The organism is Pseudomonas sp. FW305-E2 (genome assembly GCF_058782925.1).
In genome coordinates this window covers 428,160-453,400 of sequence record NZ_JBYSYE010000001.1, presented here as the reverse complement: position 1 = coordinate 453,400, position 25,241 = coordinate 428,160, and the positions used below count along the sequence as shown (strand labels likewise).

The window sequence follows — 25,241 nt, the reverse complement described above, 5'->3', positions numbered from 1 at the left end:
AGCGGCTGGGGATGTCTCTAGAGTGACAGGCTCATTCCCTTGGCAAGGTTGATCATGACCGAACTCAGTGCTTTCCCCATTACCCGCAAATGGCCCGCCAAACATCCCGAACGCCTGCAGTTGTACTCGCTGCCGACGCCCAACGGGGTGAAGGTGTCGATCATGCTCGAAGAGATTGGCTTGGCTTACGAGGCGCACAAGGTCAGCTTCGACAACGATGACCAATTGAGCCCCGAGTTCATCTCGCTCAGCGCGAACAACAAGATCCCCGCCATCCTCGACCCGAACGGGCCGGGCGGTCAGCCGCTGCCGCTGTTCGAGTCGGGTGCGATCTTGCAGTACCTGGCGGAGAAGAGCGGCCAGCTGCTCAGCCAGGACCCCGCCCAGCGCTACCAGACCCTGCAGTGGCTGATGTTCCAGATGGGCGGCATCGGGCCGATGTTCGGCCAGGTCGGGTTCTTCCATTTCTTTGCGGGCAAGGAATATGAAGACAAGCGCCCGCGCGACCGCTATGTCAACGAGTCCAAGCGGCTGCTGGGCGTGCTGGATCGGCATTTGAAAGGTCGGCAGTGGATGGCTGAGGAATACAGCATTGCCGACATCGCCATCTTCCCTTGGGTGCGCAACCTGGTGGAGCGCTACAACGCCCGTGACCTGGTGGGCTTCGACCAGTTCAAGGAAGTGCAGCGCGTGCTGGCGAATTTCCTCGAACGGCCAGCCGTGCAGCGTGGCCTGAAAATCCCGGGCTGATCAACCTGTGTAGGGACAACTGCCTTGTGCAAACGTTGAAAGGCCTGCGCGGTCGCCCGTAGGCGCGGGTTTACCCGCGAAAGGGCCGGCCCTGCTGGCCAATCTCCACCCGCCGTTCACGGTTGCCGCCGCTACCGTATTCGCGGGTAAACCCGCTCCTACAGAAGGCGGCGTACGGGTTCAGAAGATGTGGTTCAGCAGCCAGTACAGGCTGCCAGCCAACAGCATTGCCGCTGGCAGGGTCAGCACCCAGGCCATCAGCAGATTGAACAACGTGCGTTTCTGAATCCCCGACCCATTGGCGACCATGGCGCCGGCCACCCCCGAACTCAGCACATGCGTGGTCGACACCGGCAACCCGAACATATCCGCCGCGCCAATGGTGCACATCGCCACCACTTCAGCCGATGCGCCTTGGGCATAGCTGAGGTGGGTCTTGCCGATCTTCTCGCCAACGGTGACCACAATACGCCGCCAGCCAACCATGGTCCCCAGCCCGAGCGCGATGGCTACAGCCACCTTCACCCACAACGGAATATAGCGGGTGGCGTCGTCCAGCTGGGCCTTGAACAACTGCACTTGGCTGCGGGTGTCGGCATCGAATGTCACCAGGTGGTTTTTCTCCATGAGGCGGATGGCTTCACTGGTCAGGTACATGTCGTTGCGCACGTTGGCCATGGCTTCAGCCGGTACGCGTTTGAGCGAGCCATAGCCTTTGACCTCTTCGCCGATCATCCCGGTCAGCGCCGCCAATGCCGGTACCAGGTGCGGGCTGGCCTTGGGCTGGGCAATGAACAGGGTAAGCACCTGGCGCGGGTCATCCGGGGCCGCTTGCGGGTTGCTGCGCACCAGTGCCTGGCGGGTCACCTCGGCGACGGCGGAAAACTGCAGGGCCTGCGCGTTGGGCATGGTCTTGTTCAACGCATAAGCCATCGGCAGGGTGCCGACCAGAATCAGCATGATCAGCCCCATGCCTTTCTGGCCATCGTTGGAGCCGTGGGCAAAAGAGACCCCGGTGCAGGTCAGAATCAGTAGGCTGCGGATCCACCACGGTGGCGGTGTTTGGCCTTCCGGTGCCTGGTAAAGTGCCTTGCGTTTGACCAGCGCGCGCAGGACCAGCAGCAGCAGGGCTGCGCAAGCAAAACCGATCAGCGGTGAGAACAGCAGGGCATAACCCACCTTGCTGGCCTGGGCCCAGTCCACGCCGCTGGTGCCGTCACGCCCATGCATCAGCGCATTGGCCACGCCCACGCCGATGATCGAGCCAATCAGGGTGTGCGAGGACGATGCCGGCAGGCCCAGCCACCAAGTGCCAAGGTTCCAGATGATCGCCGCCAGCAGCAGGGCGAAGACCATGGCGAAGCCGGCCGAAGAACCCACCTGTAGAATCAGTTCTACCGGTAGCAGGGCGATGATGCCGAAGGCCACCGCGCCACTGGAAAAAAGCACGCCCAGGAAGTTGCACAACCCAGACCACACCACCGCTACCGGCGCCGGCAACGAATGGGTGTATATCACGGTGGCTACCGCGTTGGCAGTGTCGTGGAAGCCGTTGACGAACTCGAAGCCCAGGGCAATCACCAGCGCCAGGCCCAGCAGAAGGAACGGTGTGGTCGTGGTAATGACCGTACCGCTTGCGGTCACATCCTGCTTGAGGCTCCAGGCGGTGTAGGCGATACCCGCCAGCAGCAGGCTGAAGAACAACGTTAAGGTGGCACGCCCAGGTTTGTGGGAGAGCTGCGGGCGAGCGTCGTGTTTGGCCAGTAGTGGGCTGCTGGCCACTGACGGGGTTGCCATGGGGGCTCCGGTTGGCGTTGGGCGAAAGTGCCGAAGGCCTTGAGCATAGAAACAATTCGTAACCCGGCCGTGACCTCGATCAATGAATTATCTAGGCTCAAGACGGACGGTAATGGCAGGAGACGCCCATGATTCGCTGCAAACGTGTCTATGATGCGGTTGAGGATGAAGATGGCCAGCGTGTACTGGTCGACCGCCTTTGGCCGCGCAACAAGCGCAAGGATGACCTCCATGGGCAGTGGTTGCGCGAAGTGGCACCTTCGAATGAATTGCGTAAGGCGTTCCATCAGGGTGAAGTGGATTTCGCCGGTTTTACCCAGCGGTACCAGCAAGCGCTGGCGGCCCACCCCGAACACTGGTATCCGCTGCTGGACATGGCCAGGAAGGGGACGCTGACATTGCTTTATGCTGGCAAGGACAGCGAGCACAACAATGCCCGGGTGCTGGCCGACTGGTTGGAAAACGAACTGGACAGGTGTGGCCCTGGCAGTTCGCCAGTGTGTTATGCCCAATGAGCGCGATGCGATGCCCTTACAGTTGATTCCCGCCCAAGACATCCACTGCACCTTCGCCCGCAACCTTACGCGCCGCGCCATGTTGCCCTACTACCGTGAATTCGACCTGCTGTGGATCGAGGACGCCTTCGACGCGGCCTGGGGCTGGCGCGAGCAGTGGCTGGTGATCGAAGGCGACACGCTGTTGGGTTTTTGCAGCCTCAGCCAGGACCGCCAGGCGCTGTTCATCCGCGAGTTGCACCTGTTGCCTGAGTACCGTGGGCGAGGGGTCGGTAGCTGGGTGCTGGAAGAACTGGCGCTGTGGGCCAGGCAGCGGTGCCTTCCCCTGTTGCGGCTGATGGTGTTCCGCAGCAACCCGGCCCGCCTGCTGTACCAGCGCCATGGCTTCATCGAAATGGGTGAAGACGAATGCTTTGTGCGGATGCAGCGGGATATCAACGTAGTAGCTAAATGATGGCTTGTCGCGACCGCAGAGCATGGGCATAGTGGATCCACACCTTTACGGCTGCCTGCAGGCGGGCAGGCCGTACTTGAGAGGATAAGGGAAAAGGAGAAGCCCCTATGAACGGAATCGGTCCACGGCTGCGGGAAGAGCGTGAGCGGCTGGGTATGACCCAGCGTGTATTTGGCGATATCGGTGGGGTCGAGCCCAACGCTCAGGGTAAGTACGAAAGCGGTGAGCGCACGCCGCGGCTAGATTACCTGGCGGCATTGGCGACCCGGGGCGTGGATGCGTTGTATGTCCTCAGCGGCCTGCGCACCCCGGCAGCGCTCGAAGGTTTGAACACGGATGAGTCCGGTTTGCTGGGGGCTTTTCGGAAATTGCGGTCGGATGATCAGGCGGCGCTCTTGCACCTTTTGGGGCGGTTGGCCAACGACGCCAAGCCCCGGCAAATAGTGCGGCCTCTCACAGTCCAACGTCAGTCGTTTCTGACGGAAGCAATGCGTTAGGCCCACCGTGAAAAATTTTGTTAAGGTGGCGGGATCCAATCGCCCTGCTGACGAGGTGTGTGCTTGATTAGGGTCTTAGTGGTCGATGATCACGATCTGGTACGAACCGGTATTACACGCATGTTGGCCGACATCGACGGCCTGCAGGTGGTGGGTGAGGGAGATTCCGGCGAGTCGGCGCTGAAACTGGCCCGGGAGCTGAAACCGGACGTTGTGCTGATGGATGTGAAAATGCCCGGCATCGGCGGCCTGGAGGCCACCCGCAAGCTGCTGCGCAGCCACCCTGACATCAAGGTAGTGGCGGTGACGGTGTGCGAGGAAGACCCGTTCCCCACACGCTTGTTGCAGGCCGGCGCTGCCGGCTACCTGACCAAGGGTGCAGGCCTTGACGAAATGGTTCAGGCCATTCGTCTGGCCTTTGCCGGCCAGCGCTATATCAGCCCGCAGATCGCCCAGCAGTTGGCGCTGAAACCGTTCCAGCCGCAGGGCTCGCCGTTCGACGCGCTGTCCGAGCGGGAAATCCAGATTGCCCTGATGATCGTCGGCTGCCAGAAAGTGCAGATCATCTCCGACAAGTTGTGCCTCTCGCCCAAGACCGTCAATACTTACCGTTATCGGATCTTTGAAAAACTCTCGGTCACCAGCGACGTCGAATTGACCTTGCTGGCCGTTCGCCACGGTATGGTTGACGCAAGCCTGTAAAACCTCATGTCCCAAGTCTTTGATGCCAGCGCATTCCTGGCGACCTGCAGCGGTCGCCCGGGCGTTTACCGGATGTTCGACGGCGAAGCCCGGCTGCTTTACGTGGGCAAGGCCAAGAACCTGAAGAAACGCCTGGCCAGCTATTTCCGCAAGGCTGGCCTTGCGCCCAAGACCGCCGCGCTGGTTGCGCGCATCGCCCAGGTTGAAACCACCATCACCGCCAACGAAACCGAGGCGTTGCTGCTGGAGCAGAACCTGATCAAGGAGTGGCGGCCGCCTTACAACATCCTGCTGCGCGACGATAAGTCCTACCCCTACGTGTTTCTGTCCGATGGCGAGTTCCCGCGCCTGGGCATTCACCGTGGGGCGAAAAAGGCCAAGGGCCGTTACTTTGGCCCGTACCCCAGCGCCGGGGCCATTCGCGAAAGCCTCAGCCTGCTGCAAAAGGCCTTTTCTGTGCGTCAGTGCGAAGATAGCTACTACGCCAACCGCACCCGGCCATGCCTGCAGTACCAGATAAAGCGCTGCAAAGGGCCCTGCACCGACCTGGTGACTGCCGAGGAATACGCAGAAGACGTGCGCCATTCGGTGATGTTTCTGGAAGGGCGTAGCCAGCAACTGGGCAATGAGTTGAACGCCGAGATGGAGAAGGCCGCCATGGCCCTCGATTTCGAAAAAGCCGCCGAGCTGCGTGACCAGATCGCCTTGTTGCGCCGCGTGCAGGACCAGCAGTACATCGAGGGCGGCAGCGGCGATGTCGACGTCATCGCCGCCTTCGTCAACCCGGGTGGTGCCTGTGTGCACCTGATCAGCGTGCGCGGCGGCCGAGTACTGGGCAGCAAGAACTTCTTCCCGCAGGTGGGCATCGAGGAGGAGGTGGCCGAGGTCATGGCCGCTTTCCTGTCCCAGTACTATCTGGGCAACGCAGAGCGCGAGCTGCCCGGTGAGTTGATCGTCAATGTTGTTCACGAAGACTTCAACGCCATCACCGAAGCGCTGCACACGCTGCGTGGCCGCGAACTGACCATCAGCCACCGGGTGCGCGGCACCCGCGCCCGCTGGCAGCAACTGGCCGTGACCAATGCCGAGCAGGCGCTGAATGCCCGCCTGGCCAACCGTCAGCACATGGCTGCGCGCTTCGAAGCCCTGGCCGAAGTGCTGGGCCTGGATGAAGTGCCGCAACGCCTGGAATGCTACGACATCAGCCACTCCAGTGGTGAAGCGACCGTGGCCAGTTGCGTGGTGTTCGGCCCCGAAGGGCCGATCAAGTCCGACTACCGCCGCTTCAATATCGAAGGCGTCACCGCAGGTGACGATTACGCGGCCATGCATCAGGCCCTGACCCGCCGCTATGGGCGCATCAAGGACGGCGAGGGCAAGCTGCCCGACGTGCTGCTGGTGGACGGCGGCAAAGGCCAACTGAACATGGCCCGCGATGTGATGCAGGCGCTGGGCTTCACCGACCTGACCCTGCTGGGTGTGGCCAAGGGCGTTACACGCAAGGCGGGTTTCGAAACCCTGTACCTGAACGATGTGCATCACGAATTCACCCTCAAGGGCGATTCATCGGCGTTGCACCTGATCCAACAGATCCGCGACGAAGCCCACCGCTTCGCTATCACCGGCCACCGCGCCCGCCGTGGCAAGGCCCGTCGAGTCTCCAGCCTTGAAGATGTGGCCGGGGTAGGGCCCAAGCGCCGCCGCGACCTGCTGAAACATTTCGGCGGCCTGCAGGAGCTCAACCGCGCCAGTATCGATGAAATCGCCAAAGCCCCCGGCATCAGTAAAAAGCTTGCCGAGTCGATTTATGCCAGCCTGCATAGCGAGTAGAATGCCGGGCTCAACTTGCAGCCAGTCGTACCGATGAATATTCCAAACCTGCTCACCGTTCTACGCGTCCTGCTCATTCCGTGCTTCATTCTGCTGTTCTACATGCCCTATCAGTGGAGTTACATGGCCGCCAGCAGTGTATTCGCCGTTGCCGCCGCCACCGATTGGCTGGACGGCTACCTGGCGCGTCGACTGCAGCAGAGCACGCCGTTCGGCGCCTTCCTCGACCCGGTGGCCGACAAGCTGATGGTGGCAGTGGCCTTGGTGCTGCTGGTGCAGACCCACGCCAACTTCTGGCTGACCCTGCCCGCCGCGGTCATCATCGGCCGCGAGATCGTGGTGTCTGCGCTGCGCGAGTGGATGGCTGAGCTAGGCGCGCGGGCGCATGTGGCGGTGTCCAACCTCGGTAAGTGGAAGACTGCGGCGCAGATGCTGGCGCTGGTGATCCTGCTGGGCAACCCACCGGCGGTGACCTTCTGGGTGATCCTGGGCTACGGGCTGCTGCTGGTGGCAGCGGGGCTGACGCTGTGGTCGATGGTGCACTACCTGCTGGCCGCCTGGCCGCACCTGCGCGAAGGCTCGGAAAAAAAATAAAAGTTTTTTGAATCAAGGGGTTGACGCTGTTTTAGAAATCGCTAGAATGGCACCCATCACGACGCGGGAATAGCTCAGTTGGTAGAGCACGACCTTGCCAAGGTCGGGGTCGCGAGTTCGAGTCTCGTTTCCCGCTCCAAATAAAGATCTACAGGTTTCAGTCGAAGTCTGTAAGTCGTTGAAAAAAGGCCCTTCGGGGCCTTTTTTCGTTCCAGCGAAAATCACCGAAAACCGGTAGTAGCCGGGCATTTTAAGGCCAGATTTGAGGCCAGAATGGGATAGACCCCAATTCGGTTTTTCGATGGAGCAGGATCGGTGACGAGATGAGCATTTGGCTTCCAGCAGCTTCAGGAGGTCACCATGGCTCTTTCGGAAATGACGATTCGGCATGCCCGAGTCACCGGCAAGGACTATACGCTCGCCGACAGTGATGGACTGATTCTGCACGTCACCGCCCAGGGCGCAAAGCTCTGGCATTTTCGTTTCTACTGGGAAGGCAGGCAGAAGCGTATGTCGTTCGGCAGCTATCCGCAGGTGGGCCTGCGTGATGCGCGGATACGGCGGGATGAAGCGCGCACACTGCTTGCTCAAGGCACTAATCCCAGCGAGCAGCGCAAGCAGCAGCGACTCGCGGTGCGCCTTTCCACTGATCAGACCTTCGACGCAGTGTTCAATCAGTGGATTGCCTTTCGCCGGCTCAGCCTGAAAGAAGGCCGGCAGAGCACGCTGTCGCAGATCTTGCGCATTTTCGCCAAAGACATTCAGCCTTACATCGGCGAACAATCGATCCATGAGATCAACCGGCATGTGCTCATGGATCTGCTCGGCCGTATCGAATGTAGGAAGGCCTTCACTACTGCGGAGAAGTGCCGGACCTGGCTTAATCAGTTGTTCCGTTATGCGCTCGTACGCATAGCGGGCCTTGAGCACAATCCTGCCGCAGATCTCGATGTGGTGGCGGTGCCCAAGCCGCCGGTGGAGCACAATCCCTTCCTGCGCATGGAGGAGTTTCCACACTTCCTGGGTAAGCTGCGTGCGTTCCGCGGCTCGCAACAGACGCAGCTCGGTATACGCCTATTATTGCTTACCGGAGTCCGCACTGGTGAGTTGCGTCTGGCGACTCCCGATCAGTTCGATCTGGAGCGCCGGCTTTGGATTATCCCGCCTGAAGTGGTCAAGCAGCTCCAGCTCAAGATGCGCAAAACGCGGCGTCAAACCGCCAAGGTGCCGCCCTACATCGTTCCACTGTCTATCCAGGCGGCCGAAGTCGTGCGGCTGTTGCTGGATCAGGTGGTCCCGGCACAACGGCACTTGCTCGCTCATCGAAGTGATCTGAGTAAACGCATCAGCGAGAACACGCTGAACAGTGCGTTGCGACGTATGGGCTTTGCTGACCGACTGACCGGGCATGGCATGAGGGCGACGATCTCAACGGCACTGAACGAAATCGGTTACCCGAAAATCTGGATCGACGCGCAGCTTTCACATGCTGATCCTGACAAGGTGAGTTCGGCGTATAACCATGCGGAGTACGTCGAGCAACGCCGTACGATGATGCAGGATTGGGCCAATCGATTAGACCTCTGGACGCAAGGGCATACCAAAGCGGCGAGCTCATCACTGACCATTAGGTTGGAGGGGGCGTCCCAGATGTCGGTGGGGCAGATAAGCTTACCACCAGCGCCAGCGCATCAGTTGACGGTTGGTGGAAAGGTTGCGTCTGGTGTCGACAGAAAATGTGTCACGGATGTAGCCTGGTCGGTTGAGCCTCAGGGTGACTGGCAGCTTTCTGATATTCAGAGAGAGAGATCGCAAATGCTGGAGATCTTCGAAGCCCCGACCAACTTGCCGCTGCTTTCATTTGCGCGGTGACCGTGGGCGGTGCTACCCGTACAGGTTCGAACGAAAACCATGGCGACTATGTGATTGCCTACGCGCTGCCGGATGTAACCAGGTAACCTCCACCTCAGGCGGCAGGTCGATGACCTGTCGCCCTTCGAGCACCACCCATATTGAACAGAATTCCCACTGATAACGGTCATGTCACGTTTGCTGAACTGGAACTGGATCGCTCACGTCGTGAGCTGAGGTGCGGCCGCAATCCGCGATCATCAAAGCCACATCATGCAGGCTGTTGGAGACGTTGATGCGGAACCGTGAGCTAATAGTGTCGAGATCCGAATTGTTGGGTGCCGTATGGGGTGTTCACTTCGATCCTGGAACAAAGATACTGGAAGTACAGCTCAACTATCTGCGCAAGGTCCTCCTCGCCCTTGGCTGTAATGTACGCATTCATACCCATCGTGGGCTCGGGCTCAGGCTTTGTGCGCCATCCTGAGAAGCCCGTGTGCCGCTCCTCGAGAGCTGAGATTTCCAGAGACGTCATCACGAGTTCGCGTCAGGTCGTCTGGGTTTTCATTGCCTCTCATGACCGGCAAACGCACAAAAGCCCCCGGCGTTAACAGGGCCTGCTGCAGCTGCAGGAGCCTGCCCCTACGCCGCCGAAGAGAGCGTCCCGCGCATCTGCGCCACCAGTTCCAACAAAATGGCCTTTACTGCCTGTGCCGGCACCGACAAGGGTAGGTGCGCGGACAGGCACAGTGTCAGTGGCGCCTCGATCATCGGTTCGACGATACGGCTCAAATGCACGCCGCTCTGGGTACCCACTGCCCGCGCCGCCGATTCCGGCAGAATGGTCGCTGCAAAACGGTCGGCCACGGCGCTGCGCAGGGTACTGGCCGACTCCACCTCGGCGATTACTCTGGGGGCCAGTGCCAGGCGGGCGAAGGCCTCGTCCACCAGCCGGCGCACTACATTGTATTGCCGTGGCAACAGCAGATCCATCTGGGCAACACGTGCCAGCGGAAGTTGAGCACGGTTGGCCAGTTCATCGTCGGCGCTGACCAGGTACAGTATCTCGCGCAGCAGCGGGATGAAGTTCAACCCGTGGATTTCGCGCCCGCCGTAAAGCACAGCCATGTCCATGCGCCCGCTCATGATCAGCTCGCTGAGGGTGACGCCGTAGTTTTCGTTCAGGTAGAGGGTGATGCCAGGGTGAAGCTCGCGGACCCGCTTGAGCAAGGGCACCGCCAGGCTCGACGCGGCCGTGCCGGGGGCCAGGCCCACCGACACGCTACCGGTCAGCGCCTGGCTGCTGGAAGTGACATCGCTCAACGCCTGGTCGCATTGGCGCAGGATCAACTGGGCGTGGGCGTAGAGCACTTTGCCGGCCTCGGTAGGAGTTACCCCACGCTTGGTGCGGATCAGCAACTGCTGCTGCATTTCTGCCTCCAGCGTCACCAACTGCTGGCTCAGCGCCGGCTGGGCGATGTGCAGCACATCGGCGGCTTGGGTCATGCTGCCGATATCGACAATCTTCACGAAGTACTTGAGGCGGCGCAGGTTCATTGGCGGGTGCTCGGTCAATCAGTGTAGGCCTAGCTTTGCAAACACCGCGCCAAATGCACGCGGGGCCATAAGTACAGCCTATGACCGGAGTTTCGCTGGCGGCGAGGGGCGCGCATCGGCACTCCAAGCGTGCGCCTGCGCCAATCTGGTGCGGGGTCATAAGTCGGGCTTATTCGTACAGAGCGAAGTCGTCTTGGTCACACCTGGCCTGCGCCTTTACCTTGACACACAGCCTTCCCGTCCACCCCGTGAGTGCCCAGATGACCGCCCAACCCGCTGCATTGAGCTTCCGCCAGGCCTTGTTGGCCATGCTGGGTATTTCGCTGGTGCTGATGCTTTCGGCACTGGATCAGACAGTGATCGGCAACGCGCTGCCGAGCATTGTCGCGCAGTTGCATGGCTTTGACCTGTACGCCTGGGTGGCCACGGGCTACCTGCTGTCGTCCATCGTCACCATCCCGGTGTTTGGGCGCCTGGGCGACTATTACGGGCGCAAGCCGTTCGTGCTGGTGGCCACGGTAATTTTCATGCTCGCGTCGCTGACCTGCGCGCTGGCCCAGAGCATGCCCTGGCTGGTGGCCGGGCGGGTGCTGCAAGGTTTTGGTGGCGGCATGCTGGTCGGCACCGCGTTCGCCTGCGTACCGGAGTTGTTTCCCGACACCCGGCAACGCCTGCGCTGGCAGTTGTTGCTGAGTGCCATGTTCAGCGTGGTCAATGCCATTGGCCCAGGCCTGGGCGGTTACCTGACTGGCCAGTTTGGCTGGCGTTCGGTGTTCTGGCTTAACCTGCCGCTAGGGCTGCTGGCGTTGTTCTTCGCCTGGCGCTACCTGCCGTGGTACCGACCGCAGGTGCATGTGCCCGCCCGTCTGGACTGGCTGGGTGCGGCCCTGATCGTGCTGGCCCTTGGCGGGCTGCAACTTTTTGTCGAGGGCCTGGGGCGCAGCGCCCAGGGCGTGAGCGTGGGGCTTGGCCTGTCGTCACTGCTGGCATTGCTGGCACTGATCTACCAGGAGCGCCGCTGCAGCGCGCCATTGTTGCCTGGGGCACTGTTCACCCAGCGCAGCATGCGCCTGTTGTTCACCCTGGCGTTGCTGGCAGGCGGGGTGATGTTCACCTTGCTGTTCTACCTGCCGCTGCTGCTGCAAGGCGGGTACGGTTTTTCGCCGGAGCAGGCCGGCATGCTGATTACGCCGCTGGCGCTAAGCATCACGCTGGGAGCGATGGTCAACAGCCGGCTGATGACCCGCCTGGCCAACCCCAACTGGCTGCCCCTGGCCGGCTTCACCAGCTTGTGCTGCGCCTGCGCTGCGCTGGCGGCGGTGGGGCTGGGCAGCCGCATGCCGGCACTGGCAGCACTCATCCTGCTGGCCGGGCTGGGGCTTGGCTTCGTCTTGCTCAACCTGAGCGTGTTCACCCAGACCCTCGCTGAACGCCAGCACCTGGGCATCGCCACCGCCTTGCAGCAGTCGTTGCGCCTGGTGGGCGGGCTGGTCGGCACTGCGTTGATGGGCTCGCTGGTCAATGTGTTGTACGCCCAGCGCATGCGCCTTGCGCTGGATGCCGCTGGCCAGTCTGCGGCATTCGAGCGCCTGCGCGACCCGCAGGTGCTGATGAGTGGCGCCGCTTCGCTGCCGGCGGATTGGCTGGCGCTGGCCCGCACTGCATTGGCCCAGGCCATCGGCGCGGGGCTGCTGCTCTGCGCGCTGGCGGCGCTGCTGGCGATGTGGCTGACCTGGCGCCTGCCGCAGGTCGACCTGCAAGCCCGCCGCTGACCCTTACACCCTGTGACAGGAATTGCCAATGAACCAACCCTTGCAAGCGATGGAGCCGTTCACCGTTCACCTTGCCGAACCGGCGGCCCGCGTCTCGCTGATCGGCGCACGCGCCTACCTGCTAGAAGCCCCGGGCGAACTTACCCTTGAGGCGCAGCGGCGGATCTGGGCGCTGTCGCAGGCCCTGCTTGCACGCCCCGAGGTGGAAAGCGTTGTGCCGGGCATGACCAACCTGCTGGTGCTGTTCCGCCAGATTCCGCCCGAACCCGCGCCGGTCATCGAGCAACTGCAACACCTGTGGCGCACGGCCGACCCGCTGCATCGAGCCGGGCGCACCCACGAGATCGCCGTGCATTACGGCGGCGAGCACGCCATCGACCTGCCGGCGCTGTGTGACTACGCCGGGCTCAGCGACCAAGAAGTGGTGCGCCGTCATCACCAGTCGCGCTACAGCGTGTTTGCCGTGGCCAGTGCACCTGGCTTCGGCTACCTGGGTGGCCTCGACCCCGCCTTGTACATGCCGCGCAAGCAGGTGCCGTCGCTGCATATGCTCAAGGGCATGGTCACCATTGGCGGCATGCAGTCGGGCATCGCCGTGCTCGATGGGCCGAACGGCTGGAACTCGATCGGCTTTGCCGACACCGTGATGTTCGATGCCAGCGCTGCGCAACCTGCCTTGCTTGCCCCTGGCGATACCGTCTGTTTCCTGCCTGAGAGGATCGAATTGTGATTGAAGTCATCGCTACCGGCCCGCAGAACACCGTTCAGGACCTGGGCCGCGAAGGCCATCGGCACATTGGCGTGGCCACCGCTGGGGCCATGGACAGCTTGGCTTTGCGGACCGGCAACTTGATGCTGGCCAACGCCCCTGGTAGCGCTGCCGTGGAAGTGCAAACCTTCCCGCTGAAGGTGCGCTTCAGCGCTGACGGGGTGATCGCCCTGACCGGCGCCGATGGACGTGCCACCCTCGATGGCAGGGAGTTGTTGCCGTGGTGGGCATTGCCGGTCAAGGCCGGGCAGGTGCTGGAAATACGCCATCCGCGCCAAGGCGCCAGGGTGTATCTGTGCGTGGCCGGTGGTATCGATGTGCCGCAGTTGATGGGTTCGCGCAGCACGGCACTGCGTGGCGGCTTCGGTGGCCTCGAAGGCCGGGCGTTGCAGGCAGGGGATGAACTGGCGGTCGGGCAAGCCAACGCCTTGTCGATTGGCGCCGAAGGCTTCGGCGTTCGCCCACCGTCCTGCGCCATGGCCCAGGCCTTGCCGGTGCAAGCTGACGGTGCGCTTGCGTTACGCGCGATCCCTGCGGGGGAGGCGCACTGGTTCGGCAATGACCTGACACGGTTCTGGGCGCAGTCCTGGAAGATCTCGGCGCAGAGCAACCGTACCGGTTACCGTCTGGCAGGCGAACCGATCCAGGCAGAGCAAAGCCGCGAGATGCGCTCCTACGGCTTAGTGCCGGGGGTGGTGCAGGTGCCGCCGGGTGGCGAGCCGATCGTGCAGTTGAGCGATGCCAATACCGCCGGGGGTTATCCCAAGGTTGCCGGGGTGATCGAGGCAGACTTGTGGCGCCTGGGGCAGGCGGCGATTGGTAGCCGCATTCGCTTCGTCGAAGCGTCGCCGCGTGAGGCGATTGCCGCCGACGCAGCGATCGAGTGCTACCTGGCTGGGGTTGGCCGCGTGATCGAGATGCGCGGTTGAATCACTAGCCGGCATAGGCAAAAAAAAATGGGCTGCAATGCAGCCCATTTTGCTTTCTGGCAATCAGCGCATCGTCGCGCAGAACTCTGCGATGCGATCACAACCTTGCTCCAGCGTCGCAAGGCTGGTGGCATAGGAAAGGCGCACGAACGGGCTCAGGCCATACGCGGCACCCTGCACGGTCGCGACGTGATGTTCTTCCATCAGCGCCATGCAGAAGTCGGTGTCGCTGCTGATCTTGCGGCCCTTGGCTGTGGTGCGGCCGATAAAGGCGGCCACGTTCGGGAACAGGTAGAACGCACCTTCCGGCTTGTGGCAGGTCAGCCCCTGGATATCGGCCAGGCGGCCGAGCACGAAGTCGCGGCGTTCCTGGTAGATCGCTGCGCGCTCGCCGAGCAATTGCTGGGGGCCGTTGAGCACTGCCGTGGCAGCAGCCTGGGTCAGCGTGCAGACGCCCCCGCTGTTTTGCGTGTTGACGTTGCTCACGGCCTTGATCAGGTCCTTGGGGCCGCCGCAGTAACCCATGCGCCAGCCGGTCATGGCATAGGCCTTGGAGACGCCGTTGACCGTCAGCACGCGGTCATACAGGCGCGGCTCCACTTCGGCAATGGTGCAGAATTCGAACCCGTCGTAGATCAGGTGCTCGTACATGTCATCGGTCATGATCCAGACGTGTGGGTATTGCAGCATCACTTCGGCGATGGCGACCATTTCCTGGCGTGAGCAGGCCGAACCGGTGGGGTTGCTAGGGTAGTTGAGCAGCAGCCACTTGGTCCTGGGGGTGATGGCTGCGTCAAGGTCCTGGGCACCGAGCTTGAAGTTGTTGGCCTGGCTGCAGGGCACCGGTACCGGCACACCACCTGCGAACCTGACTATGTCGGCGTAGCTGATCCAGGCCGGGGTGGGGATGACCACTTCGTCACCGGGGTTGAGGGTGGCGAGCATGGCGTTGAAGATCACCTGCTTGCCACCGCCGGCCACGAGAATCTGCGAGGGCTCGTAATCGAGGTTGTTGTCGCGTTTGAACTTGCGCTGAATGGCAAGCTTCAGGGCTGGGGTACCCTCGATGGCCGGGTACTTGGTATCGCCGGCCAGGGCGGCGGCATGGGCAGCTTCGATGGCATGGGAAGGGGTTGGGAAGTCCGGTTCGCCGGAAGACAGGCTGATCACCTGGATGCCCTGTGCGGTGAGCTCGCGGGCTTTCTGGGTCATGGCGACGGAGGCGGAAACGGACACGTTGTTCAGGCGTTCGGCGATACTGGGCATGGCGTTGGCTTCACGGTAGGGAACACTACCTACAGCTTAAAAGTGCACCTGCTGGCTGCCCAAATAGCGCTTTGCTGTGGAGTCATAAGGGAATCGGATGGATAGGCTCCAGACGAAAAAAGCCCGGCTGATGGGCAGCCGGGCCAAGGAGCAAAGGGCTTATTCGAGGGCTTCGAACTTCATGTCAGTCAGCTTCTGCACACGCTCTTCCCGTACCAAATTGTATTCGGTCTGCGGGCCGATCCACTTGTTCCAGATTTGGTCGATCTGGCCGCTTTGGTCCATCGCGTAGAGTGCCTGGTTGACCTTGGCGAGCAATGCCGGCTGGTCCAGCTTCATGCCCACGCCAATGGGTTCGAGCGCCATCGGTTCGGCGGTAATGCCCAGGTCGACGCCGCCGGCCTTGGCCTGGCTGACGAGTTTGGTGGCAGACATGGTATTGGTCACCACCCCCAGCACCTTGTTTTGCTGCACCGCCAGGTAGGCGGAACCTGTGTCCTGGAACGTTACCGGGGTGGCCTTGGCCATGCGGATGGATTGCTCGGAGGTCGACCCTTTGGTGGCGCTGATGCGTTTGCCTTCGAAGAACGCGCGCGGTTTGTCGACCAGCGGTTTTTTCACCACCAGCACTTCCTTGGCCACGTAGTAGGGGTCGGAGAATTGGATTTGCTGGGCACGGGTCTTGGTGTACGCCAGGTTGGCCACCACCACGTCGACCCGGCCCATCTTCACCTCGGCGATACGCGCTTCACCGGACAGCGGTTTAAGTTCGAGCTTAACCCCCAGTTGCTGGGCCAGCGCCGTGCACAGGTCGACGTCCATGCCTTCGAGCTGGCGGGTCTGGGGGTTGGGGGAAGAAAACGGCGGCACGTCGGAGTAAACCCCGCAGCCCAGGGTCTGCCGGGCTTGTATGTCGGCCCATTGGTCGGCTTGGGCCGTGGCGGCCATCAGGGGGAACAGCATCAGTGCCAGACTGGCGTGCGCAATACGCATGGGAGTGATCCTCGAAAAATGGACGGTTTGGGCAAAATGGGTATCCGCAGGCCTCAATGGGCCCTCAGATCGCTGATGAACCGCTGGGCACGCGGATGCTGCGGTGTGCTGAAGAACTGCTCGGGGGTGGCCCGTTCGAGAATTTCGCCGGCATCCATGAACCAGATCGTGTCGGCCACTTCGCGGGCGAAGTTCATCTCGTGGGTCACGCACATCATGGTCATGCCGTCGCGCGCCAGGCTGCGCATTACCTGCAGCACCTCACCGACCATTTCCGGGTCCAGGGCGCTGGTCGGCTCATCGAACAGCATCACCGGCGGCTCCATCGCCAATGCCCGGGCAATCGCCACACGCTGCTGCTGGCCGCCGGACAGCTGGCCTGGGTAGGCGCCGGCCTTGTGCGCCATGCCGACACGGTCGAGCAGCTCCATGGCCTGCTTCCTTGCCGCGCCCTGGCGCAGACCACGCAGCTTTGTGGGGGACAGGGTGATGTTGTCCAGCACCGACATGTGCGGGAACAGGTTGAAACTCTGGAACACGAAACCGATGCGCGACCGCAGGCGGTTGAGGTTGGCGTCGGTGCCGTGGATGTCGTGGCCCTCGAACAGGATCTGGCCGCCCTGGATCGCTTCCAGACGGTTGACCGTGCGGATCAGGGTGGATTTGCCCGAGCCGGAGGGCCCGCACACCACCACCACTTCACCCTGGCGGATTTCGGCGTTGATGATGGTCAGGGCGCGATACTCGCCGTACCACTTGTCGACATTGGCAAACATGATCATGGGCTTCATGGCGGTCATCTCGAAGGTTCGGAAGCAGTCAGGGTAGGGCCGGTGGGGGAGCTGGGCGTGCTGGCGCGGTCACCCTGGCGCTTGCGCTCGATGCGATGCTCCACGGCGGTGGCCACGCGGGTGAGGCCGTAGCACAGCAGGTAGTAGGTGATTGCAAGGATCGCGTAAACTTGGAACGGCTGGGTCAGCAACTGGTTGTTGACCTGGTTGGCGGCGAAAGTCATCTCCTGCACGTTGATCATGTAGCCCAGGGTGGTTTCCTTGATGATGGAAATGAACTGGCTGATCAGGCTCGGCAGGGCGTTGAACAGCGCCTGGGGCAGGATCACCCACCCGAACGTACGGAAGTAGCCCAGCCCAAGGGCGCGGGCGGCTTCAGCCTGGCCGGCGGGCAAGCCCTGGATGCCGGCGCGCACGATCTCCGACAGGTAGGCGCTCTGGTAGATCACCAGGGTACAGAGCATGGTGGTGAAACCACTGATGTTGCGGCCGATGAGCAGCGGCACCAGGAAGTAGGTCCAGAAGATCACCATGATCAGCGGCACGCCGCGCAGCACATAGACCCATACCGTGGCCGGCCAGCGTACCCAGGCGAACGGTGAGATACGCGCCATGACCACCAGCAGCGACAGTGGAAAGGCAATCAGCAGTGCCAGCGCCGACAGGATCAGGGTGTTGACCAGCCCACCCAATGGGCCGTGGGGGTACTGCCCAAGCAGGAACAGTTCCCAGTTGTCGCGGATAATCACGAATACATCCAACATTGCTGTTTACCTCGCCCGCGCCTGGTTGAAATGACGCGCCAGCAATGCGCCGGCACCCATGAGCAGCAACGACACCGCCAGGTAACCCAAGGTCGCCACCAGGTAGCACTCGAACGTGCGGAAGGTGTAGTTCTCGAGTTCGCGGGCCGCGTAGGTCAGTTCGACCACGCCGATGGCCATGGCCAGGCTGGTGTTCTTGAACAGCAGCACCGTGTGGTTGATCAGTGAGGGCAGGGCGTTGCGTACCCCTTGCGGCAGGATCACGTAGCGCATCGAGCGGATGTAGCCCAGCCCAAGTGCCCGCGCCGCTTCGGTCTGGCCGGTGGGGATGGCGCGCAGGCCTGCCCGCAGGTCTTCGCAGAAGTACGCCGCCTGGCACAGGCCCAGGGCGATGACCGCGAAGATGAACTCGGTGCTGAAGTTGGCCAGCCACAGTTGCGTGCTTTCCGGCAGCAAGGTAGGCACGCCGAAGTACCAGAGCATCAGTTGCACCAGCGTTGGCACATTGCGGTGGTACGACACATAGCCCGCCACCAGGCGCTCGGCCATCGGCTTGCCGGTCAGGCGGACCACCACCAGTAACAGCGCCAAGGTCATGGCCAGGCTCCAGGCGTACAGCATCAACTGCGCGGTCAGGCCGGCGCCACGCAGCAACAGATCGGCGTATTCGCCGCTCAGGATCGGCCCCAGATCGAAGTCTTTGAACATGGGAATCACCCTATCGGGTCAAGGGGCAGCAAGTCGTTCGCAACCGGTGTGGGGGGCGGCTGGGTCATGGCCCGCCGCTCTTGTCCGGTGTAGGGTCAGTCGGTTTGCGGGCGGGTGGTCTGCAGCCCGCCGGGTACCTGCAGGGTGGGGGTGATTTCCATATGGCCGATGTTCATTGCTACCGGTGCGGCAATGGCAAAGGCAATTGCATCGGCGATGTCGCCTGCAACGGGCAGTTCGAACCCGTCGATGAATTTGGCCCGGGTTTCGGCAGCGTTGCCATGCACGTGTTCGAAGATGTCGGTGGCCACCCGGCCCGGGCAAATCTCGGTCACCCGCACGCGCTTGCCGAACAGGTCGATGCGCAGGTTGCGGGAGAGCATGCTCACTGCGGCCTTGGTGGCGTGATAGGTGCTATTGCCGCCGAAGTTGTAGGCACCGGCGATGGAGCTGATGTTGACCACGTGGCCACGGTCGCGGGCCACCATGCCCGGTACCAGCAGGCGGGTGAGGTGCAGCACGGCGCGCAGGTTGACGTCGATCAGCGCATCAATGCCTTCGGCGGTGGCATTGAGGATCGAGCCGGGGCGGTCGACACCGGCGTTGTTGATCAGGATATCGATGTCCAGGCCTTCGACTACCTGGGTGACTGCGGCCAGGTCGGCGACGTCCACGGCGTGCACGATGCAGCCGGTGCGCGCGGCCAGTTCGCCGAGCTTGTCGGCGCTGCGCGCCAGTGCATGAACGGTGATGCCTTCACGGCTCAGGCGCTCGACAGTGGCGGCGCCGATGCCGGAGGAAGCGCCGGTGACCAGCGCGGTTTTGTAATCGGAAAATGGCATGTGGCCGTCCCTCATCGAATGACACCCCCTGCAGCAGGTAGGCGTTGAATTGACTCTAAAGCCCCGGGCCGATTGTCGAACAAGACGGTTTGGCTCTCGGGTAATAAGCGTTTCTTATCTGTGCGCTGTTTTGGGGCGCGATTTAGTCGACAAGCTTGGAAAGCGGCACGATCTGCCCACCTCCCTGCTCGATTTCGCGGCGGATGGCCCAGGCCAGCTCCAGCGCATTGGCGTTGTCGCCGTGCAGCAGGATCGAACAGGCTGGTACTGCAATAACCTCGCCCGTGTAACAAGTGACCGTTCCGTCATCTAAAAACTGGCGAACCCGCTCGCGTACCAGCTCAGGGGCCTTGATCACCGAATCGGGCAGGGCGCGGGGCACCAGCAGGCCGTCCTTGTCGTAGGCGCGGTCGGCCAGGAAGGTGGTGGCAATGCGCAGCCTGTGCTTGTCGGCTGCGCGCTCCATGGCCTGGCTGGTGGAGGAACTGACAATCATCTGTGGGTCGAAGGCTTTCACCGCGCCAAGCAGCGCGTCGGCGAGTTCTGCGTCGGCGGCGACCCGGTTACCCAAGGCCCCGTGGAAACTCATGTGGGTCAGCCGGTGGCCATTGACCCTGGCAATGGCGGCCAGCGCACCGAGCTGGTAGGTGACGTAGGTCTGTAGCTCACGGGTATCCACTTGCATGGGGCGGCGCCCGAAACCGAGCAGGTCGGGGTAGCCCACGTGCCCGCCCAGGTCGATGCCCCTGGCCAGCGCCATGCGGGCGGTGTTGTCCATGATCAACGGGTCGCCGGCATGGAAGCCGCAGGCCACGTTGGCGGATGAGATGATATCCATCAGGGCTTCGTCTTCGCCCATTTTCCACGGGCCGAAGCCCTCGCCCAGGTCGGCGTTCAGGTCGATGCGCATGGGGTCAAGCTCCTGTTCCGGTCATTGCCAACAGCGGTTTGCCGTAGTCCACCAGTTGCCCTTCGGCGACCAGGTAGTCGCCGGCGGTGCCTTCGATATCCGCTGTCACCACCAACAACTGCTCGCCCACTGCCAGCACTCCGATCACGTCACCGGCGCGTACCGCCTGGCCAGGGCTGACCTGGGGCGTGTCGCGGCTGGGGTGGCGGGCGTGAAAGAACCCGCAGCCCTTGGCTGTGATGCTGGCCGCAGGCACGGCCGCTGGCGGCTGTGGCGCGATGGCCGCAGGTGGCGCGGGGGGCGGCGCGCCAACGCTGCGTTGCAGGCGGATTTCGAATGCCGGAGCCTTGAGCTCGATGCGGGCCAGCCCGGCCGCGCTCATCCAGCCGATCAACTGGCGGAGTTTGTCGATGTGCATGTTCAGTTCCCTGCCTGGCGGGTTTTGAGCCAGTGCTCCAGGTGATGGATGTCCACCGCACCCTCGATGAAGGCCGGGTCTTGCAGAATGTTGCGGTGCAACGGCAGGTTGCTGGCGATGCCTTCGATGCGAAACTGGGCCAACGCGGTGCGCATGCGCGCCATGGCCTGCTCGCGGGTGGCGCCATGGGTGATCAGCTTTGCGATCATCGAGTCGTAGTACGGCGGCACGCGGTAGCCGGTGGTGACGTGGGTGTCGACCCGCACTCCGATGCCGCCGGGTATGTCCCAACGGCTGACGGTGCCCGGTGTGGGGATGAAGGTGTGCGGGTCTTCGGCGTTGATCCGGCACTCCAGGGAGTGGCCGTGGGTGATGATCTGCTCCTGGCGCAGCTCCAGAACTTCGCCTCGGGCCACGCGTAGCTGCTGCTCGACGATGTCGATACCGGTGGTCAGCTCGGTGACCGGGTGCTCGACCTGCAGGCGCGTGTTCATCTCGATGAAGTAGAACTCACCGTCCTCGAAGAGGAATTCGAAGGTGCCCACGCCTTGATAGCCGATATGCCTGCAGGCCTGGACGCAGCGTTCACCCACCCGGGCCAGTACGTCAGGCTCGATCCCCGGCGCTGGCGCTTCTTCCAGCACCTTCTGGTGCCGGCGTTGCAGCGAGCAGTCGCGGCTGCCCAGCCACACACCGTTGCCGTGGCGGTCACACAGCACCTGTATTTCCACATGGCGCGGGTGGCCGAGGAACTTCTCCATGTACAGCTCGGGGTTGCCGAAGGCGCGGCGTGCCTCCTCGCGGGTGACGCTGACGGCCTGGCCCAGCTCCTGCTCGCTGTGCACCACGCGCATGCCACGCCCGCCACCTCCGCCGGCAGCCTTGATGATGACCGGGTAGCCGATTTCGGCGGCGATGCTGCAAACCGTATCGAGCTCCGCAGGCAATGCCCCCTCTGGCCCCGGCACGCAAGGGACGCCTGCTTCACGCATGGCGCGCTTGGCGGCAACCTTGTCGCCCATGCGGCGGATGCATTCGGCATCGGGCCCGATAAAGGTCAGGCCGGCGGCGCTGACGGCCTCGCTGAAGGCGGCATTTTCCGAAAGAAAGCCATAGCCTGGATGCACTGCCTGTGCGCCCGACGCCTGCGCAGCTTGCAGCAGCGCCGTGGCGTCCAGATAGCTTTGCGCCGGTGCGGCAGGGCCGATACACAGCGCCAGGTCGGCCTGCTCCAGGTATGCCGCGCCAGCATCTCCCTGGGAGTAGACCATGACCGTCTCAAGGCCTAGTTGATGGCAGGCGCGCTGGATGCGCAGGGCGATTTCGCCGCGGTTGGCGATCAATACGCGTTTGAACATACCTTCAGCCTCCAATGCGCACGACGGGCTGGCCCGCGTCGACTTCGCTGCCAGCTTCTGCCAGCAGGGCCTCGACCACCCCAGCGCGGGGAGCCTGGATCTGATGGAACATTTTCATGGCCTCGACGATGCACAGCACTGCGCCGGCTTCGACCTGTTGGCCGACTGTGACGAAGGACGCCTCTCCGGGGGCTGGAGTCAGGTGCAAGATGCCGTACAGCGGTGAGGGAATGTCCTGGCTGAGTGCGGCTGCCGGTGCTGGCGGTTTGGCCTGGGCCAGAGTCGTAGCTACGGTTAGCCCAGCGAGTGCCGGCGACGGGGTGTTCTGGACCATGTCCGCCTGGCGCGCCAGGGTCAGGGTGCTGCCTGCTTCGCTCAGGGTGAGCTCACTCAGGTCGCTGGCCTGAAGCAGATCTATCAAAGATTTGATGCGCTGTTGTTCCATTCGCAGGGCCTCTCACGGCAGGGCGTCGATTGCGTCTGGGCAAACTGTAAGAGCAGGCCGTGGTACTGCACCAAGAGGGTTTGTGAGTGGGGTAATAAGGGCGACTTATGACGCCTCGGTCATAAGGGAAAGTTATCCAGCCAGAACGAAGTTGTCTTGGCGACGCCGATTCCCGATTGCGTAGCGTGTATTGGCCGTCTGACAACAACGCCCGGGCCTCGATTAGAACGGGACGGCACCTTTGCTTCGCTTCTGCCTGCCGACATCCGATCAATTTGGGCTTGGGGAATTTGCTGATGATGAAGTACCCGTTGGGCGTACTTGGGCTGGTTGTGGCCCAAGGCGGCTATGCCGCCGGTTTTATCGACGACAGTCACGCGACGTTGCTGCTGCGCAACTTCTTCAGCCAGGCGGACAACCGCGACGGCGCCGCTGACCCGAACTACACCCAGGAGTGGGGCCAGGGGTTCGTGCTCAACTACAGCTCCGGTTTTACCGAAGGGCCAGTGGGCGTCGGCGTCGATGCGGTGGGCATGCTCGGCGTTCGCCTGGACTCGGGCAAGGGCCGGCACTACAACCCCACCAGCACCGCCAGCAACGGCAACATCTTCCCCACCGACAGCGACGGGCGCGCCGTCAGCGAGTTTTCCAGCCTGGGGCCGACGCTAAAGGCGCGGGTGGGCAATACCGTGTTGCGCTACGGGACATTGCAGCCGCAACTGCCGGTACTGTTCGCCAGCGATCGTTTGGTGTTCCAGACTTTCCGTGGTGTTCAGGTCGAGTCCAAGGACATCGACAACCTGACCCTCACCGCCGGACGTATCGACCGCGTCAAGGAGCGTGGGTCGACTGATTGGGAAGGCTTGTCTATCGCTGGTGCCAACGCCACTGCCGACCCGGTCAACCCGACCGTCAACACCACGCGCAGCACCCATGTGAACGAGTTCTGGTTTGGCGGTGGTCGCTACAAGGTTTCCGATGACCTGATGCTGCAGTACTACTACGCCAACCTTACGGACTTCTACAAACAGCACTTCCTGGGCGGGGTGTACGGCGTGAACCTCGGCCCCGGCCGGCTGACCACCGACGTCCGTTTCTGGGACAACCGTTCGGACGGGCGCAACAGCCACGATCCTGAATACTTCAGTAGCGGCTACTACGGTGATGGCCGTACCCGTGGCAAAGTCAACAGTCGCCTGAGCAGTGTGCTGTTCACCTATGCCGTAGGCGCCCACACGATTGCCACCGGCTACCAGCAGGTAGATGGCGACAGTGATGCGGTGTGGGTCAATGAAGGGGCCGGGACCACCAGTTATTTCTTCACCGAGACCATGTCGGGCAAGTTCCAGCGTTCGGGTGAACGCACCTGGCAGCTCCGCTACCAGTACAACCTCGCTGCCCTCGGTGTCCCCGGCGGGACCTTTAAGACCAATTTCTACAAGGGCGGCAACATCCAGACGGCCAGCGGCGACAAGCAGGAATGGGCCCGTGACATGACCCTCGGCTATGTCGTGCAGAGCGGGCCGGCCAAGGACTTGAGTGTGCAGCTGCGTTATGGCGTATTTCGAACCGACATGCAGCGTGATACCGACGAATATCGTGTGATTGTGGATTATCCGGTCGATCTGTTCTGATTATGCGGTTCAGCGAATGCTGACCAGCAGGCGTTCGAGGAGCATTGAGCTCGATAGGTAAGGCGGTTGCCTTGCGGCTGTGCCTATCTTGCCATCAGGCAGCAATGAGTCCAGAATCAAGGCTGTCCCTGTCTCAGGGATAGCTGAAAACCTATAGATTTCAACAGCTCGCAAGCCCGATGCGAGTCTCGTTTCCCGCTCCAAATAAAGATCTACAGGTTTCACTCGAAGTCTGTAAGTCGTTGAAAAAAGGCCCTTCGGGGCCTTTTTTCGTTCGAATGCATTCTGCCTCAATCCCCTCCCTCCACGAAATTCAAGTACAAACACCACAACGCGGCGCCCTGGCCGTGACGCCGTGGGCTACCTGGACATATCGCTGATCACGTCAGCGGGCATTTCAAAAATCTCGGGTGCGCTCAACAGGTCCACTGCGGACAGCAAGGCATCGGGATCGATTGGGTCTTCCAGGATCAGGGTGTGCTGGGTGTGATTGTCGGTCAGGCGCAGCGTGGGGGTGGCGTTGAATCCGTTCTCCAAGGCTTGCGCTTTTTGCGTGTCCACGACTTGGGCAGCCCGTTCGCCGGCCAGGCAGCGTTGCAGGGACGGGCCGATGTCCGGATAGTCGTGTCCAGCAGCCAACCCACGGCCGTTGCCTTGGGTATGCAGGTAGACCCAGAGCATCGCCCCCCAAACGCCTTCGCGACCCTCTCGCTGGCCCATGCATTCGATCAGTCGCGCTTCCCGACTGGCGGCCGGTTCATGCTGGGGGAGGGGCAGGTGATGCCAGGCCAGGTTGACGTGATCGTTGGTGACGATCCAGCGCTGCAATTGCGGCAGGTAGGCCTGGCAGTGCGGGCATTCAAGTTCGGCGTAGAGGGTGAGGGTGAAGCGCGCTTCGGGGTTGCCGTAGATCCGCGGCGGGCCATCATCGGCGGTGGAGCGAAAAGGTAGCGGCAGCCACCAGCACAGTGCCAAAACCGCGGCTGCGAGCCAGCCGCAGGCCCACTTTAGGTTGGTTGCACTCATCCGTTTGCGCATGTTGTTGCTCCTGGCAATTCCAGATCGAACGGCTCGAAACCGGTGCGCCGTCTCCAT

At 62.3% G+C, this 25,241-nt stretch carries 26 protein-coding genes and 1 tRNA gene; 14 read left to right on the top strand and 13 right to left on the bottom strand.

Features of this window, described 5'->3' with window-relative positions; genetic code table 11:
* Positions 1-54: 54 nt before the first annotated feature.
* Positions 55-750, top strand: coding sequence for a glutathione S-transferase N-terminal domain-containing protein (locus tag AC3WLP_RS02320; protein WP_003251392.1), 696 nt, complete (start codon positions 55-57; stop codon positions 748-750).
* Positions 751-930: 180 nt separating this feature from the next.
* On the opposite strand, the gene AC3WLP_RS02315 is transcribed toward AC3WLP_RS02320, so the two are convergent.
* The gene (locus tag AC3WLP_RS02315; protein ID WP_088512512.1) at positions 931-2,547 is read right to left on the bottom strand and encodes an inorganic phosphate transporter; all 1,617 of its coding nucleotides are present in this window, start codon (positions 2,545-2,547) and stop codon (positions 931-933) included.
* A 128-nt stretch (positions 2,548-2,675) separates the two neighbouring features.
* Between AC3WLP_RS02315 and AC3WLP_RS02310 the strand changes: the two genes are divergently transcribed.
* The 9 genes from AC3WLP_RS02310 to AC3WLP_RS02270 all read left to right on the top strand — a co-directional run bounded on the left by AC3WLP_RS02310 (position 2,676) and on the right by AC3WLP_RS02270 (position 9,477).
* On the top strand, positions 2,676-3,062 hold the full coding sequence (locus AC3WLP_RS02310; RefSeq protein WP_012051781.1) for a DUF488 domain-containing protein: 387 nt from the start codon (positions 2,676-2,678) through the stop codon (positions 3,060-3,062).
* Positions 3,063-3,072: 10 nt separating this feature from the next.
* Positions 3,073-3,516 (top strand): GNAT family N-acetyltransferase, encoded by a 444-nt coding sequence (locus AC3WLP_RS02305; protein ID WP_014859042.1) that lies wholly within the window; start codon positions 3,073-3,075, stop codon positions 3,514-3,516.
* 107 nt (positions 3,517-3,623) lie between these two features.
* The gene (locus tag AC3WLP_RS02300; RefSeq protein WP_064493177.1) at positions 3,624-4,013 is read left to right on the top strand and encodes a helix-turn-helix domain-containing protein; all 390 of its coding nucleotides are present in this window, start codon (positions 3,624-3,626) and stop codon (positions 4,011-4,013) included.
* 63 nt (positions 4,014-4,076) lie between these two features.
* Complete coding sequence (gene gacA, locus AC3WLP_RS02295; protein ID WP_003251380.1) at positions 4,077-4,715, top strand: response regulator transcription factor GacA; 639 nt, start codon at positions 4,077-4,079, stop codon at positions 4,713-4,715.
* A 6-nt stretch (positions 4,716-4,721) separates the two neighbouring features.
* The gene (gene uvrC / locus AC3WLP_RS02290) at positions 4,722-6,545 is read left to right on the top strand and encodes an excinuclease ABC subunit UvrC (RefSeq protein WP_003251376.1); all 1,824 of its coding nucleotides are present in this window, start codon (positions 4,722-4,724) and stop codon (positions 6,543-6,545) included.
* 33 nt (positions 6,546-6,578) lie between these two features.
* Positions 6,579-7,139: a CDP-diacylglycerol--glycerol-3-phosphate 3-phosphatidyltransferase gene (gene pgsA / locus AC3WLP_RS02285; protein ID WP_003251374.1), complete on the top strand. Its 561-nt coding sequence runs from the start codon at positions 6,579-6,581 to the stop codon at positions 7,137-7,139.
* A 63-nt stretch (positions 7,140-7,202) separates the two neighbouring features.
* Positions 7,203-7,278: transfer RNA gene (locus tag AC3WLP_RS02280), tRNA-Gly, on the top strand.
* A gap of 221 nt (positions 7,279-7,499) precedes the next feature.
* Positions 7,500-9,011: a tyrosine-type recombinase/integrase gene (locus tag AC3WLP_RS02275; protein ID WP_256596038.1), complete on the top strand. Its 1,512-nt coding sequence runs from the start codon at positions 7,500-7,502 to the stop codon at positions 9,009-9,011.
* Between the two features lie 217 nt (positions 9,012-9,228).
* On the top strand, positions 9,229-9,477 hold the full coding sequence (locus tag AC3WLP_RS02270; RefSeq protein ID WP_227743107.1) for a winged helix-turn-helix domain-containing protein: 249 nt from the start codon (positions 9,229-9,231) through the stop codon (positions 9,475-9,477).
* A gap of 155 nt (positions 9,478-9,632) precedes the next feature.
* Here AC3WLP_RS02270 and nac read toward each other — a convergent pair whose 3' ends face one another.
* Positions 9,633-10,547, bottom strand: a complete 915-nt coding sequence (gene nac, locus AC3WLP_RS02265) for a nitrogen assimilation transcriptional regulator NAC (RefSeq protein ID WP_054888920.1) — start codon at positions 10,545-10,547, stop codon at positions 9,633-9,635.
* Positions 10,548-10,807: 260 nt separating this feature from the next.
* Here nac and AC3WLP_RS02260 point away from each other — a divergent pair, with 260 nt between their 5' ends.
* Genes AC3WLP_RS02260 through AC3WLP_RS02250 form a run of 3 tightly spaced genes read left to right on the top strand, consistent with a single transcriptional unit; the run spans position 10,808 to position 14,017 of the window.
* Complete coding sequence (locus tag AC3WLP_RS02260) at positions 10,808-12,319, top strand: MFS transporter (RefSeq protein ID WP_054888921.1); 1,512 nt, start codon at positions 10,808-10,810, stop codon at positions 12,317-12,319.
* A gap of 28 nt (positions 12,320-12,347) precedes the next feature.
* Complete coding sequence (gene pxpB, locus AC3WLP_RS02255; protein ID WP_054888922.1) at positions 12,348-13,049, top strand: 5-oxoprolinase subunit PxpB; 702 nt, start codon at positions 12,348-12,350, stop codon at positions 13,047-13,049.
* Positions 13,046-14,017 (top strand): 5-oxoprolinase subunit C family protein, encoded by a 972-nt coding sequence (locus AC3WLP_RS02250; protein WP_054888923.1) that lies wholly within the window; start codon positions 13,046-13,048, stop codon positions 14,015-14,017. The genes pxpB and AC3WLP_RS02250 overlap by 4 nt, the downstream gene beginning before the upstream one ends.
* 63 nt (positions 14,018-14,080) lie before the next feature.
* On the opposite strand, the gene AC3WLP_RS02245 is transcribed toward AC3WLP_RS02250, so the two are convergent.
* The 10 genes from AC3WLP_RS02245 to AC3WLP_RS02200 form a co-directional block, all read right to left on the bottom strand.
* Entirely contained in the window at positions 14,081-15,283 is a 1,203-nt protein-coding gene (locus tag AC3WLP_RS02245; protein WP_054888924.1) for a pyridoxal phosphate-dependent aminotransferase, read from the bottom strand.
* 159 nt (positions 15,284-15,442) lie between these two features.
* Positions 15,443-16,276: an ABC transporter substrate-binding protein gene (locus AC3WLP_RS02240; protein WP_054888925.1), complete on the bottom strand. Its 834-nt coding sequence runs from the start codon at positions 16,274-16,276 to the stop codon at positions 15,443-15,445.
* A 53-nt stretch (positions 16,277-16,329) separates the two neighbouring features.
* The gene (locus AC3WLP_RS02235) at positions 16,330-17,058 is read right to left on the bottom strand and encodes an amino acid ABC transporter ATP-binding protein (protein WP_178085887.1); all 729 of its coding nucleotides are present in this window, start codon (positions 17,056-17,058) and stop codon (positions 16,330-16,332) included.
* Positions 17,059-17,072: 14 nt separating this feature from the next.
* Positions 17,073-17,831, bottom strand: a complete 759-nt coding sequence (locus AC3WLP_RS02230; protein WP_054888926.1) for an amino acid ABC transporter permease — start codon at positions 17,829-17,831, stop codon at positions 17,073-17,075.
* A gap of 6 nt (positions 17,832-17,837) precedes the next feature.
* On the bottom strand, positions 17,838-18,539 hold the full coding sequence (locus AC3WLP_RS02225; RefSeq protein ID WP_088512510.1) for an amino acid ABC transporter permease: 702 nt from the start codon (positions 18,537-18,539) through the stop codon (positions 17,838-17,840).
* A gap of 95 nt (positions 18,540-18,634) precedes the next feature.
* On the bottom strand, positions 18,635-19,381 hold the full coding sequence (locus AC3WLP_RS02220) for an SDR family oxidoreductase (RefSeq protein ID WP_088512509.1): 747 nt from the start codon (positions 19,379-19,381) through the stop codon (positions 18,635-18,637).
* A gap of 142 nt (positions 19,382-19,523) precedes the next feature.
* On the bottom strand, positions 19,524-20,291 hold the full coding sequence (locus AC3WLP_RS02215) for a LamB/YcsF family protein (RefSeq protein ID WP_054888929.1): 768 nt from the start codon (positions 20,289-20,291) through the stop codon (positions 19,524-19,526).
* A gap of 4 nt (positions 20,292-20,295) precedes the next feature.
* Positions 20,296-20,709: a biotin/lipoyl attachment domain-containing protein gene (locus tag AC3WLP_RS02210; RefSeq protein ID WP_054888930.1), complete on the bottom strand. Its 414-nt coding sequence runs from the start codon at positions 20,707-20,709 to the stop codon at positions 20,296-20,298.
* Between the two features lie 2 nt (positions 20,710-20,711).
* Positions 20,712-22,067 (bottom strand): acetyl-CoA carboxylase biotin carboxylase subunit, encoded by a 1,356-nt coding sequence (gene accC / locus AC3WLP_RS02205; protein WP_054888931.1) that lies wholly within the window; start codon positions 22,065-22,067, stop codon positions 20,712-20,714.
* A 4-nt stretch (positions 22,068-22,071) separates the two neighbouring features.
* Entirely contained in the window at positions 22,072-22,512 is a 441-nt protein-coding gene (locus tag AC3WLP_RS02200) for an acetyl-CoA carboxylase biotin carboxyl carrier protein (RefSeq protein ID WP_054888932.1), read from the bottom strand.
* Between the two features lie 296 nt (positions 22,513-22,808).
* Here AC3WLP_RS02200 and AC3WLP_RS02195 point away from each other — a divergent pair, with 296 nt between their 5' ends.
* Positions 22,809-24,146 (top strand): OprD family porin, encoded by a 1,338-nt coding sequence (locus tag AC3WLP_RS02195; RefSeq protein WP_088512508.1) that lies wholly within the window; start codon positions 22,809-22,811, stop codon positions 24,144-24,146.
* A gap of 360 nt (positions 24,147-24,506) precedes the next feature.
* Here the strand turns inward: AC3WLP_RS02195 and AC3WLP_RS02190 are convergent, their stop codons facing one another.
* Complete coding sequence (locus tag AC3WLP_RS02190) at positions 24,507-25,184, bottom strand: DsbA family protein (protein WP_004576451.1); 678 nt, start codon at positions 25,182-25,184, stop codon at positions 24,507-24,509.
* Positions 25,185-25,241 lie beyond the last annotated feature (57 nt).